Genomic DNA, 14170 nt, shown 5'->3' on the forward strand with positions numbered 1-14170 from the left:
CAAAAACCGTGAGGTCGAAGGAAGCTTATGCTTTCTTCGGCCTTTTTGTGATGCGGCAAAGGCAAGATACTTAACACTTTCACATGCTGTGTTGATATATGAACAGATCGTGTTTCTTTAACCATTGCATTCAAGCGCTCGATCGGACAATAATAGACACAAGTTGATTAACCGAACGCGTTTGATTAGCCTAACTGCATCGATAGGCAAGAAAGGAGACCACGCTCATGCTTGTGTGCACGACTCGCGTGTTGCCGATATGAACGATACACGTAACGATCGTCCGCTCCGGCTGGCGCTGATCCTGGCCGCATTCTCCGCATTGGGCCCATTCACGGTCGATATGTATCTCCCTGCGCTCCCGGAGATTATGAATGATTACGGAACGAACGCATCCACGATTCAAGTGAGTTTAACCGCCAGCTTATTGGGGCTAGGCTTAGGTCAAATGGTCATGGGACCGCTCAGCGACAGTTATGGAAGACGCAACCCGCTCATGATTGCGATGGTGCTATATATCCTTTCCTCGATCGGTTGTGCCGTGGCGCCGAATGTGGAGACGTTCATCCTGCTGCGATTCATCCAAGGCGGCGCGGCTTCAGCGGGACTCGTCATTGCCCGTGCCATTGCCCGGGATCGATACAGCGGCGTCGAGATGACGAAGTTTATCTCGCTGCTTACGATGATCAGCAATGTAGCTCCCTTACTTTCACCAAATGCGGGAAGTGCCGTTACAGCGTACGCTTCATGGTCGGGCGTGTTTGTTTTCCTCGGCTTGCTAGGTATACTATTGACGGTGATTACCACTAGGGGGTTAGAGGAAAGTTTGCCTCCGGCTAAGCGGGTCCCCAGCAGCTTGGGGGCGTTCATGCGGAACTACAATCATTTGTTGCGGGATCGCACTTTTATGGGGTATGCGCTTGTTAACGGTATCCTGTTCGCCGGCATATTTGCTTTTGTTGCCGCCACGCCGTTTATTTATCAGAACATCTTCGGCGTGTCGCCGCAGGTCTTCTCGATTCTGTTTGCCATGAACGGTCTTGCGATCATGATCGGATCGCAAATCGTCAAACGGGCCGCCGGCCGGCTGTTTGAACCTCTTATTCTTCGGTTGGGATTAACGCTATCCGTCATTGCGACTTCCGCGATCCTGATTGCCGTCCTTGCGAATGGTTCCTTAGCAACGATCGTTGGTTCTACCTTCTTGTTCGCCGTATCGATTGGAATGATAGGACCGGTATGCGTCACGTTAGCGATGGAATCGCATGGACAACATGCGGGAAGCGCGTCCGCCATACTCGGCACGCTGCAGTTTTCATTAGGCGCGGTTATTTCACCGCTTGTAGGCATCGCGGGCGAACATTCGGCACTCCCTTTCGGGGTGGTGATTTTCGCGACAAGCGTACTCGCCTTCGCAGCCTACGTGCTGCTGATTAGGAAGGCAAGAACAAGAAGCGGCGGCTTTAAGAACGCGGATACGAAACCTTACTTCGAACAGGGGGATTAACGAAAATGGACATTAGAAGAGTGGGATCTCAGCCTTCAGGCAAAGGACCTTCAGATTATTTTACCGGTACGGTTCGCATCGATCCGTTATTTGAAGCGGCCGATCCGGCGCGCGTAGCCGGCGCCAGCGTAACGTTCGAACCGGGAGCCCGAACCGCCTGGCACACGCATCCGCTAGGTCAGACGCTGATCGTCACGTCGGGCAAAGGACGCGCGCAACGCTGGGGAGGTCCGATCGAAGAGATTCATCCCGGTGACGTGATCTGGTTCCCGCCGGGCGAGAAACATTGGCACGGCGCTTCGCCAGCAACGGCGATGACGCATATCGCCATTCAAGAACGCCAAGACGGCAAGGCGGTCGAATGGCTGGAACATGTCCGTGACGACCAATACGAGTCCTAGTTTACGAGCGCGGTCTAAGGGTCGTCTTCGTGAAGACACGGGAATTTGGGAAGGCATCCTTCGGGGTGCTTTTTTTAATTTGTAGTGAACGGTTCACTCTCGAACCAAAACTAGCTATAATTAGGAATAGATTAGACAGACTAATCGAAAAAATTCCAATACATCTAGGATGACGACAGGATACTCAATACTATGAATGAACGTTTCGCGGATTTCATCACGATACTGCTGCCTACGTATTTCTTCTTCTATTTGGCCATTACGTTGATCCATCGGAATAGGAAGAGCATGGTGAACCGAATTGCGGCTCTACTGATGCTTGCCTATTTGTTTTATTTTGTGGGGGAATATATTAAGACGTCCCTGTTGCCGGAATACCAAATGCAGATCGTACTCTACGGAAACTCTCCTATGCTCTTGTTCGTCATTTGTTTCCTGGTCCATCTTAGCATTCTCATCGGAGGTTCCATAACCGAGCCTCTGAAGCGTTGGCTGCCTATCGTTTACGCAGCTCCGTTTATATTGTGGGCGATATTCTTGCTGGCGAAGGATCACCGTGAACTGTACGATGCATCCATAACGGATGGCCGCAGCCCGCTGGATCCGTTGTTCTTGCTGCTCACCATTATTTTCGTAGCCGGATATATACTGATGTCCGTCATCATTCTGGCCGTTAGCTGGCTTCGTACACATGAGGCTAAGCTTCGAATGATCGCGCGGTCCTTGCTGATTAATCTATTCTCGCTGTTTGCATGGTTTGTCGTGGTCACAAGCCTTCTGCAGTCCGGGGTACTGACTGCGCGTTATGCCATGATTCTCTATTTTATCGGCTATTTGACGTGGGCGGTCGTACTACGGCATTTGATCGGCAAGCATAACATCATGCCGGACTACCGCAAACTATTCCATATTTTGTTCAAATCCGCGCCGACGGCCATTCTGCTACTGGACCGCAGCGGCACCGTCAAAGAAATGAATCCGCGGGCGAATCAATGGTTCGAGGGGATTGCGGTTGCCGACATCCCGAGCCACTTCGAATTCAATAACGGGCTTCGTCTATGCGAACTGGTAACCCGGGTATTCCAAGGCCAGAGCAACGTCTCTTCGGAGATCAGGCTGACTCATCTGAAACAAGGGCAGCTCGACCTCATGATGGGCCTGGAGCTGATCGATGGCGGCAACGAGGAACTGTTCGTTATGCATCTTACGGATATTACCTCGCTGAAGGCTACGGAACGCAGGTTATTGGAGTCGGAGAGAAGTTATAAGCATCTCGCGCATCATGACCCGCTAACCGATCTCTATAACCGGATTGCGATTCAAGAACAACTGGAGCACAGGATCGCGAACCGGGAATCATTCGCCCTTGTACTTATCGATCTGAATAACTTCAAGCAAGTGAATGATACGTACGGGCATTTGGTCGGGGATCTCTACCTCAAGCATATCGCGCATATCTTGAAGCAATGTACGGCGCCTGGCGATGTCGCAGGCCGGGTCGGGGGCGACGAGTTCGTGCTTATCGTGCCTTGTTCGCCGGATAGCGATGCGCATGAGCAGATCGGCCGCCTGCTCGAGAAGGGAACCCGTTACGCCTTCTTGCATGAACAGACGGAGATCCCGGTATCGTTCTCCGCCGGCGTAAGCGTATATCCTATAGATGCTTCTGACGTGACGAAACTAATGAAACATGCGGATGAAGCCATGTATGCCGTGAAACGGGCAGGGAAGAATGAAGAGGCCTTAATTCGGAAGTGAGAGCAGAAGCATCTGGGACGTATCTGGATGCAGCTATACAGCTAAATACGGTGAAATGACAGACCGTTGAGCCTATCAGCGGTCTTTTTCTTATGCGTGCGGGCCGATATTCAGGATTGCATTCATGCCATAGATATTTTAATATGAAACTTGAATTAATGAATTTATCATTGAGTTAATGAAATTATCAATCCATCGTTTGATACGAAAGGCCATCGACCAAATCAAGTATTCGAGGAGGCTCTCTTATGTCCGTACCTAATTCCGTTTATGAAGGCTATCTATTGGCTCACTTTATCGGGGAGCAGCCGGATGGCGAACAGGTTTATTTCGCCTACAGCGAGGATGGTTTGCATTGGAAAGACCTGAACGCGGGGCTGCCGGTTCTGCGTTCCGAGCTAGGAGAGCAAGGCGTACGGGATCCGTTCTTGGTGCGATCCCCCAAGGAAGGCAAGTTCTATCTGATTGCCACGGATCTGCGGATCGCCAGCGGCAAAGGTTGGGCGGCAGCGGTATCTGAGGGAAGCCGCGACATTATCGTGTGGGAGTCCGCGGACTTAGTAAGCTGGTCCGCGCCTTGGCCGGTCACGGTCGGCGTACAGGGAGCCGGCTGCGTCTGGGCGCCTGAGGCGATCTATGACGAGGCCGCGGACGAGTTCCTCGTGTTCTGGGCCTCCGCGACGCAGGAAGCGCACGAGAACGAACGGAAACAAAAAATTTACAGTGCCCGGACCAAGGATTTCCGAACGTTTACGGAGACCGAGAAGTATATCGAGCGGGACAACCACATCATCGATACGACGATCATTGCGCATAACGGCGCCTACTACCGTTACTCCAAAGACGAAACGACGAAGAATATTCGGCTCGAGCAAGGCACCTCGCTGGATAAGGACGCCTTCACTCCGATAAGCGCACCGGACTTGGAGGCGATAATGGGCGTAGAAGGTCCTCAAATCTACAAATTGGGAGACCGTGAGGAATGGTGCCTCATCGTGGACCGTTTCGCGGAAGGAAAGGGTTACCTCCCGCTGCTGATCTCAGACCTTGCAAGCGGCGAATTCCGGGTATTGACGGATGGGGCGTTCGATATGGGGACGACGACCAAACGCCACGGCGGAGTGCTCCCGATTACCTCAGATGAAGCCAGCCGTCTGCTTGCGGCTTTCGGCGACGGACATCAGGTATTGCCCGGGCAATATGCCGACCCCGACCTTGCGAAGTTCGGCGATCGCTATTACCTTTACCCGACAACCGACGGATTCACGGGATGGTCGGGCAAACAATTCCATGTGTTCTCTTCTGCCGATATGCGCATATGGAAAGACGAAGGCGTTATTCTGGATTTGGCGACGGAAGATGTGCCTTGGGCAGTCGGCAGCGCATGGGCTCCGGCGATAGCAACCAAGAACGGGAAGTATTACTACTACTTCTGCGGCAAAACGACAAGCGGCGACAGCGCCATCGGCGTTGCGGTTGCCGAGACGCCGGCTGGTCCGTTCCGTGCGGAGCCAGAACCGCTCCTGACGTTGGATCAGATGAAGCGTCTTGGCATTGCCATGAGCCAGGCCATCGACCCGTCCGTCTTCTACGAAGAGGATGGAACCGCTTACCTGTTGTTCGGGAATGGACATGGGGCCATCGTACAACTTAACGAAGACATGGTTAGCGTAATCGAAGATACGATGAAGAATATTGAGGGCCTGCATGATTTCCGGGAGGCGGTTACCGTTCTGAAGCGCGGCGGTCTCTATCACTTTACGTGGTCCTGCGATGACACGGGCAGCGAGGATTACCACGTGAATTACGGGACGGCAGAGAACCTGTATGGTCCGGTTACTTACCATTACCCGATTCTGGTCAAGAACCCGGACAAGAATATGCTCGGTACCGGCCACCACTCGATATTCCATGAGCGTGAGACGGATCAATACTGGATTGCCTATCACCGGTTCGTCACCCCTCTTACGCGGTTTACCGAAGGCAAGGGTTTCCATCGCGAGACGTGCATCGATCCGCTCGTCTTCGGTGAGGATGGACGGATGGTGAAGGTGCAGCTGTAGCGGCTGCTCGAATCGACAAGCGTAAGGAGGCAGGCGGGCGATGATGAAGACAATGAGCATAAAGGATGCTAATACCGATATGGCGGCTGGAGAAACCCTTCAGCTGCCTTCATCCGTCGAGGTCGAGTTAGAAAGTGGAATTATCGAGCGGTTGCCGGTCCGATGGAACGCCGTGGACCCCGCGCTGTTGGAGCGTCCGGGAAGCTTCATGGTTGAAGGGACGATCCAAGAGGACGAGTATCCGAACCCGTTGGTTCTGAATCGTGCGGATCCCTATGTTTTGAAGCATACGGACGGATATTACTATTTTACCGGGTCCGTGCCGGAGTACGACCGGCTCGTGCTGCGTCGTTCCCGGACCGTCGGCGGGTTGTCAATGGCGGAGGAATCGGTCATCTGGACCAAGCACACAGAAGGCGAGATGGGCAACCATATTTGGGCGCCGGAACTTCATTGGATCGATGGGAAGTGGTACATCTACTTTGCGGCCGGCTCCGCGGAGAACAAATGGGCGATCCGCCCATATGTGCTGGAATGTTCGGATGAGAATCCCCTTACGGGAACCTGGACGGAGAAAGGGAGAATCGAGCTGCCGATCGACAGCTTCTCGCTCGATGCCACGACCTTCGAGCATAATGGGAAACGGTATTTGGCCTGGGCTCAAATTATCGACGATTCCTGCATCTACATTGCCCTTATGGATACGCCTTGGTCGATCGCAGGCGATCCCGTGAAGATCGCCTCCCCGGAGTACGACTGGGAAATCCAAGGGCATCGCGTGAATGAAGGACCAGCCGTCCTGATTCGCAACGGATTCGTGTTCATGGCTTATTCCGCCAGCGCAACGGATGACCGTTACTGCATGGGATTGTTAACGGCGGACGCCGCGGGCGATTTGTTGGACCCATCCTCATGGTCCAAATCGAAGGAGCCGGTATTCGTCAGCAACGAGGCAGCCTCCCAATACGGTCCGGGCCATAACAGCTTCACAGTGTCCGGGGATGGCTCCGCCGACCTTCTAGTCTATCATGCTCGATCCTACCAAGAGATCGTCGGCGAGCCGTTGTACGATCCTAATCGTCACGCTCGCGTGCAGCGCCTGTTATGGAAACCGGACGGCACGCCTTTTTTCGGCAAGCCTGGATGGAAAGCGGATCTGGGCGGACGCGCGGCAAGATGCAAGGTAACCGTCCGGTAAGGTGACGTTGCTGTAAGGCGACGCCGCTATATAAGTTGAAACAAAAGTAACGAACAAAAAAGCGGAGCAAGAGAGATGAATTGGAGAAGCGCCAGCGTTCGCCTTTGTTCTCGGATTTCCACTACTATATTTGCTTTAATTAAGAAATCAGAGAACAACAGCGATCGAAGATCATCACTCATGCGAAGCGTATTCTTTGTTCGGATCTAAAGTTCAGTTTCCATAGCAGCCAAACGATAACAAAAGGATGGGATCGTCAATCATGCAAGCATATCTATTCGTTCATTTTAAGGAAAAGCGGACACCAGACGGCGAGCAAGTCTACTTCGGGATCAGCAAGGATGGGTTTCATTGGGAAGAGGTGAATGGGGGCAATCCTGTTCTGTGGAGCTACTACGGCGATAAAGGGGTCCGGGATTTCACGATCACGAGAACCAAAGAAGGCAAATTCGTCATCTTGGCAACGGACTTGAGCTTGTCGTACGGGATGCTCAATCAGTACCAACATTCCTGGGATGAAATCTCCCGCAACGGCAGCAAATGTCTCGTCCTCTGGGAGTCGGATGATCTGATTCACTGGTCTTCGCAGCGGATGATTCAGCTGGGAGACGAGAACTTCGGCTGCCTATGGGCGCCGGATGTGATCTACGACAAGCACAATGACGATTATGTCATTCACTGGTCGTCCTCGCATAGCAGCAATCAGTATGGCGAGAAGGGAATCTATTACTCCCGCACGAAGGACTTCGGGAATTTCACGGAGCCGCAAGTCTTGATCCGGAAAGCGGACAGCGGCGTCATCGACTCGGCCATGTATGAGGAAGACGGCAAGTATTACTTATTCTTGAAGAGCGAGAAGAATCCGGCCGGCATCATTCTTATGGAATCGGAGCATATCACAGGGCCATTCGAGAAGATCGACGCCTTCGACCGGAGCGTGGCCTCGCTGCAAGCGGGTCAGTACGAAGCGCCGACCGCCGTCAAATTGGAAGATGGCCGATGGTGCTTGTTCCTGGACTTCTACGGCGTCTCCGCCGAAGAGCAAGGCTATGTGCCGTTCGTCGCAGAGCAGCTCTCGACCGGCGAATTCGTTCGTTCGGACCAGTCCTTCCGTTTCCCTTACGGATTCAAACACGGCACGATCTTGCCGATTACGATGGACGAATACGAGAAACTGCAAGGATATACGAAAAAGCCCTCGGAGTACTAGGGCCGGGAGCGGTATCGCGGAATGAGAAGCGGACGTAATGAAACTGCATCATAAGATAAGACGGCCTAAGTTCAAGCTTACACTTGAACTTAGGCCGTTTTTTTAGCATGATAACTGCAGACCATTACCTTCGGAAAGGGGTTGGAACCACGGTGACAACTTATCGAATTGGCGTGCTATATGGGGATGGAATCGGCCCTGAGATTACGAGAGCGACATTGGAAGTTCTGAAGGCGGCTGTGGAGCAAACGGGAGGCGCAGACTTCGATTACGTTGAACTGCCCATGGGATGGGAAGGCATTGAGAAGTATAACAACCCGATCCCGCAGGTGACGATAGACGCGCTGCAAGAAACGCATGGCTGGATTATGGGGCCGCATGACTCCGCATCTTATCCGAAGGTGCACCAAGCCAACCGCAATCCAAGCGGCGAGTTGCGTCATTGCTTCGACCTATTTGCCAACGTTCGCCCGGCCAAAACGATAAAGGGCATCAAGAGCGTCGTAGGCGAAGCCGATCTTGTCATCTACCGCGAGAATACGGAAGGTTTCTACTCAGATCGCAACATGCATGTTGGTACTGGAGAATGGCAGATTACGCCGGATATCGTCGTGTCCACAGGCGTTTTCACGAGGAAAGCAGCAGAGCGTATCGCGCATGCCGCGTTCCAAATGGCTATGCAGCGCCGCAAAAAAATAACGATCGTCCATAAGGCGAACGTTATTAAACTAGGAATGGGTCTCTTCCTGAACGTTTGCCGCCAAATCGGTGAGCAATACCCGGAAGTGCAAGTGGATGATTTTCACATCGACGCAATGACTGCACATTTGGTGCGCCGCGCTCATTTCTTCGACGTCATCGTCACGGAAAACATGTTCGGCGATATTCTGTCTGACCTGGCAGGTGAACTCGTAGGGAGCCTAGGATTAGCTCCTTCCATCAACACGAACGAGAATCAAGCGATGGCGCAAGCCGCCCATGGTTCTGCACCGGATATCGCAGGCAAGAATATCGCGAATCCCATCGGCATGATGCTCTCGACCGTCATGTTCTTGGAGTGGTTGGCCAGTCGCCACGGTGACGGAAACCTCATTCAAGTCGCCCGGATGATGGAACATGGAATCTTCACGACGGTCGCTGAGGGTGTCAAGACGAGGGACCTTGGCGGCAGTGCATCGACGACTGCATTCACGGCGGCAGTCGCAGCGCATATTGCCCGTTAACGGAACTCGTTAACTGAATCATGCAAGAAGAACGGATGGAGGAGGAATGACAGTGGAACAGGACGCTAAGAAAAAGGAGCTAGTCATCGAGCAGTTTACTCGCAGTAGGGCGGAATATGTCTCAAGCGTCTCTCATGCCACAGGCGACGACCTTGATCTATCGGTTGCCTGGCTGCAGCCCGATCAGCATTGGAAGGCGCTTGATATCGCAACTGGAGGGGGGCATGTGGCCAAGAAGCTCTCGCCTTTGGTCAGAACCGTAGTTGCAGCGGATCTAACTCGCGCGATGTTGGAGACTGCAAGAGCGTTCATTCAGCCTGATTGCAATAACGTCGAATTTATCGTTTCGGATGCAGAGGATCTTCCATTTCTCGACCGCACTTTCGATCTAGTGACCTGCCGAATTGCGGCACATCATTTTCCGAACCCACAGCAATTCGTGTGGGAGGCCGCTCGAGTATTGAAGCCTGGCGGCTGCTTCCTGCTCATCGATAATGTTGTTCCCGATAACGAAGCAATCGATAGGTTCGTTAACCGGATCGAACTGTTGCGGGATGAGAGTCATGTTCGATGCTGCAGCGTAAGCGAATGGAAGCGGTGGATGTCGCAGGCAGGCTTTGCTATATCGAATGATCGGCTTCGCAAGAAGAGCTTCGATTACCCGACCTGGGTAAGAAGAACAACCCGCAGCGAACAACAGGTCCAAGACGTTACGGCTTATATTCAAGCCGGACAGGAGGACTTGCAAGCATACATCGGATTGAAGACGAATAACGGCGAGATTCAGCAGATTACGATCGACGAGTGGATGGTCTTGGCGATCCGGGAATAGAGGAGGGCTGTATCCATTGAGGGTACAGCCTTTGTTTTTCTATATAAGATGAACGCATAAGATTAATCAAGAGAGAAGAAAAAGAGATGAATCTGAAGAAGCGCCAGCGTTCGCCTTTGTGATCGGATTCCCACCTACGATAATTCATTCAAGGAATCCGGGAACAACAGCGATCGAAAGATCATCACTTTTGCGAAGCGACTTGATCGTTAAGTTTTCGAGTTCAACTTATATAGCTCTTTTAATTAGAACGCAACATATACCGGGTTGGAACCGGCAACCTTTAACGGGCATGAATCTGCCGATATTGACTAGGGCTGAGCGACTCATGCTTCTTGAAGACGGAGCAGAAGTAGTTGGCGTCCTCGAAGCCGGTGAGCGCAGCGACTTCCTTCACGTGCATCTCGGGATGCTGCAGCAGCAGCTCCTTGCTTTTCTTAATGCGGACGGAATGGATATATTGGAAAATGCGAATGTTGGTCGCCCGCTTGAAGACGTTGCATAGATGCTGCGGCGTAACCCCGGTGACCTCGGCCAAGTTATCGAGCGTGAGAGGGCGGCTATAGTGCTGCTCGATGTAATCGAACAACGGCTTCAGCTTGTAATTGAGGCTCGTGGGACTGTGGTTGGGCAGCACCGAGGCATATTGCACGATATCCGTAAGCAGGGCGTACACGACGCTGGAGCATTGGAGTCCTTGGAGCGCGACATCCGATTGTCCGATTGACAGCGCTTTACGGATATGGGCCAGGAAGAGATCGGGTCTGGTTAAGTAATACACGCCGGAAGCCGAGATCCCGGCCGAGCGGTTCAAGAACGCTTCGACCTGATAGCCGTCGAAGACGATCCAGTCCACGATCCACGACGAGGTGATCGCGTAATATTCATGGGCGGCTCCCTTGAGGAGGAACATCGCCATGCCTTCTTTGACGCGATACGCTTTTCCGCCTAGCAGCAGCTCTCCTTCTCCTTCTACGCATTGAATCCATTGATACAAGTACCCATTCGGGCGTACGACATGCTCCTGGTTCCACTGCTGTCCGGCTTGAACGAGATAATAGGGCAGCTCCTTGTCCGAATCCGTCATGAGCGGAATGTATCGTCTCGTCATCATCATCACCTTCATATATTGCTAGGATTCTTAAAATCGTTCGATTGTTGGCCTTATTCACGGCATATACAATTAACAATATAACAAAGCTGTAGCGCTTACAACGACAACGATAACCGCTGGGAGGATGTTGATTCAAGATGTGCAGAACCGAGACGCCGCTGATGAAGGGTTGGGAATTTACGCTGAGCGAGCCGGTAGACGCGAATTTCGAACCGGTCCATCTGCCGCATGACTGGGCCATTACCGCCCCGATCGACCGCAACATGAAGCAGGGAGCAGCGCAAGGTTTCCGAGACCGGTGGGGCATCGGATGGTACAGGAAAACCATGACCCTGGCAGAGAAGGAAGAAGGCTCCGTCTACCGCCTGCAGTTCGACGGCGTATATGAGAACAGTACGGTATGGGTGAACGGCACCTTGGTCGGCGGGCGCAAATACGGCTACTCCCGATTCACGCTGGATATTACGGATTGCGTCCATGCAGGAGACAATCTGATTCTGGTCAAGGTGGATAACACTTCGTTCCCTGCCGACCGATGGTATTCGGGAGCGGGCATCTACCGCACCGTCAAGCTGCTGACGCTTAAGGAGAAGCATCTCGACGAGGAAGACATTCAAGTGATATCGGAAGTCCACGGGGACTCGGCGATCGTAACGGTTCATACCGGGGCGGCTTCCTGGGTGAAAGCATGCGTAACGAATGAGGACACGCGCTTAACCGCCGAATCCGACAACGGAACGATCCGCCTCGAGATCCCGAATGCGAAGCTATGGAGTCCCGAAGAGCCGCGTCTGTATCAGTTGGAATTGTCGCTCTATGAGGGAAGCCTGGAGAGTCGGCTCACCGATGTCTATCGGCTGCGGATCGGTATTAGAACGGTCGAGATGGTCGCCGGCAAAGGCATGTACCTGAACGGCCAGCCGGTCAAGATCAAAGGATTATGCGTGCATCAGGATGCCGGCTCCCTGGGCGTGGCGGTCACGCCCGAAATCTGGAGGGAACGGTTGCTTGCGTTCAAGCAAATCGGCTGCAATGCCATTCGCATGTCCCACCACATCCCGGCTGCGGAGCTGCTAGATCTGTGCGACGAGCTAGGGATGCTGGTTTATGAGGAACCATTCGATAAGTGGACGGGAGGTTCGTACCGAAGATATTTTGAGACGGAATGGCAGCGGGACTTGGCTTGCATGGTGCGCAGGGACCGGAATCATCCGTGCATCTTCATGTGGGGCGTGGGCAACGAAGTCGAGAATCAAGGGCAGGCGTCGATGCTGCAGATTCTGAAGATGCTGAAGGATCATCTGCTGACGCTGGATACCACCCGCCCCGTCTCGTATGCCATGAACCCGCATTTCAAATACGAGAACAACGTCGATCTGGCAAAAGTGGAGGACATTCAGCAGTTCGTGGATACGGAGAGCGATACCGAGATCTATGACCTGGGTGACCGGATCGAGCGGATACGCCGCATTGCCGAGATCGTGGATGTGATCAGTTGCAACTATCAAGAACAATGGTACCCGGCCATCCACGAGGCCATTCCGGACAAATGTATATTGGGCACGGAGACGTACCAATATTTCCGAGGGCATGCCGATCAGATGCAGAATTTCAGCGAAGAAGTCCCTTGGATGGATGTGGAGCGGCACGACTATGTCATCGGCGGCATGTTGTGGACGGGCATCGACTATCTCGGCGAATCGATGGGTTATCCCGCCAAAGGCTGGGCAGGCTCCCTGTTCTGGACGAATCTGGAGCGCAAGCCGTTGTCCTATCTGTATGAGAGCTATTGGTCGGAGAAGCCGATGGTCTATATGGCGGCGATGGACTATTCCTTGCAAGACGAAGGGGTTAAGGAGCATTGGGACGCGCCCCGATATGCGAGCCATTGGAACTTCCCGCAGTTCAACAAGAGCGTGATTCCGTACATGATCGCCACGAACTGCGAGGAAGTGACGTTGGAGCTGAACGGCAAACGGTTCTATACGAAGCGGCCTTCGGAATACCCTAACCGGATGATCACCGGATTTGTGCCTTATTTGCCCGGTACGATAACGGTACGAGGATTCAACGGTTCGCAAGAGGTATGCTGCTATACGCTTGCAACGGCTGGACCTTCCGCGAGACTCGGGTTCGATACGGAATCGGTCCGGCTGGCGGCGAGGGAAGGCTATCATCAGCTATGGACCGTCCGGGCCAAAGATCACGAAGGCATCCCCGTCTTCGGGGAAAGCGCCAAAGTTACCTTCCGCGTCACGGGTCCGGCAGAGATCGTGCGCGTCGATAACGGCGACCTCTGTTCCAGCGAGCCTTATGACCGGTATTGGATGCATATGTACCGGGGAGGCGTCAGCGCGGTCATCCGGCTAACCGGTGAAACGGGACGCATCGTGCTATCGGCTTACGCAGACGGGATGCAGCCTGCGCAGGTTGTTATTGAGGCGGAATAAGGACGGATCAATGGTTTCAACCTTGTCTAAGCCGGTTAATAGAAGACAAGTGGGAAGTGGTTAAAGAAACACCGTTAGGAAAATGAGACCGAAAGGTCATTCCGAAAGGTTGTTGATTTCCAATGAGCCCAAACTTACGAAAGACGAAACGGTCGAGATTTCTTCGATTCTTTTCCGGTAAGGCACCCTAGCAATTGGACGATAGCTTGTTAGTACATGTATGATTACGCTTCCCACCCAAGCTCCGCGAGTTCGCTCGCGGAGCTTTTTTGTTGTCTGCGTGAATCCAGCGCCAGAATCATTCATGACGGTTTTTTGCACAAACATCTCTGATTTAAACATGGGCATTGTCGAAGAGAGAGAGTATATTTGTAAGCGTAATCATTATTGAACGTAACATCATCCAAGATGGGA

At 52.9% G+C, this 14170-nt stretch carries 10 protein-coding genes; 9 read left to right on the plus strand and 1 reads right to left on the minus strand.

The genetic code is table 11. The annotated features are described in order from the left end of the window. Positions 1 to 259: 259 nt before the first annotated feature. The 8 genes from FHS18_RS28575 (at position 260) to FHS18_RS28610 (ending at position 10192) form a co-directional block, all read left to right on the plus strand. A complete protein-coding gene (locus tag FHS18_RS28575; protein WP_183603813.1) occupies positions 260 to 1507 on the plus strand; it encodes a multidrug effflux MFS transporter in 1248 nt (415 codons plus the stop codon). A 5-nt stretch (positions 1508 to 1512) separates the two neighbouring features. Further along, positions 1513 to 1908: a (R)-mandelonitrile lyase gene (locus FHS18_RS28580; RefSeq protein ID WP_183603814.1), complete on the plus strand. Its 396-nt coding sequence runs from the start codon at positions 1513 to 1515 to the stop codon at positions 1906 to 1908. A gap of 192 nt (positions 1909 to 2100) precedes the next feature. Further along, positions 2101 to 3666 (plus strand): sensor domain-containing diguanylate cyclase, encoded by a 1566-nt coding sequence (locus tag FHS18_RS28585; RefSeq protein WP_183603815.1) that lies wholly within the window; start codon positions 2101 to 2103, stop codon positions 3664 to 3666. A 248-nt stretch (positions 3667 to 3914) separates the two neighbouring features. Next, entirely contained in the window at positions 3915 to 5729 is a 1815-nt protein-coding gene (locus tag FHS18_RS28590) for a glycoside hydrolase family 43 protein (RefSeq protein ID WP_183603816.1), read from the plus strand. Between the two features lie 40 nt (positions 5730 to 5769). Beyond that, a complete protein-coding gene (locus tag FHS18_RS28595) occupies positions 5770 to 6927 on the plus strand; it encodes a family 43 glycosylhydrolase (RefSeq protein ID WP_343060723.1) in 1158 nt (385 codons plus the stop codon). 262 nt (positions 6928 to 7189) lie between these two features. Then, positions 7190 to 8137, plus strand: a complete 948-nt coding sequence (locus tag FHS18_RS28600) for a glycoside hydrolase family 43 protein (RefSeq protein ID WP_183603817.1) — start codon at positions 7190 to 7192, stop codon at positions 8135 to 8137. Positions 8138 to 8289: 152 nt separating this feature from the next. Then, positions 8290 to 9360, plus strand: coding sequence for an isocitrate/isopropylmalate family dehydrogenase (locus tag FHS18_RS28605; RefSeq protein ID WP_183603818.1), 1071 nt, complete (start codon positions 8290 to 8292; stop codon positions 9358 to 9360). A 52-nt stretch (positions 9361 to 9412) separates the two neighbouring features. Continuing rightward, positions 9413 to 10192: a class I SAM-dependent methyltransferase gene (locus FHS18_RS28610; protein ID WP_343060724.1), complete on the plus strand. Its 780-nt coding sequence runs from the start codon at positions 9413 to 9415 to the stop codon at positions 10190 to 10192. A gap of 283 nt (positions 10193 to 10475) precedes the next feature. Here FHS18_RS28610 and FHS18_RS28615 read toward each other — a convergent pair whose 3' ends face one another. Then, the gene (locus FHS18_RS28615; RefSeq protein WP_246427973.1) at positions 10476 to 11318 is read right to left on the minus strand and encodes a helix-turn-helix domain-containing protein; all 843 of its coding nucleotides are present in this window, start codon (positions 11316 to 11318) and stop codon (positions 10476 to 10478) included. Positions 11319 to 11443: 125 nt separating this feature from the next. On the opposite strand from FHS18_RS28615, the gene FHS18_RS28620 reads away from it, so the two are divergent. Next, a complete protein-coding gene (locus FHS18_RS28620; protein WP_183603821.1) occupies positions 11444 to 13756 on the plus strand; it encodes a glycoside hydrolase family 2 TIM barrel-domain containing protein in 2313 nt (770 codons plus the stop codon). Positions 13757 to 14170 lie beyond the last annotated feature (414 nt).

It is taken from the genome of Paenibacillus phyllosphaerae, assembly GCF_014192105.1.
Classification (GTDB): Bacteria; Bacillota; Bacilli; order Paenibacillales; family Paenibacillaceae; genus Paenibacillus_Z; species Paenibacillus_Z phyllosphaerae.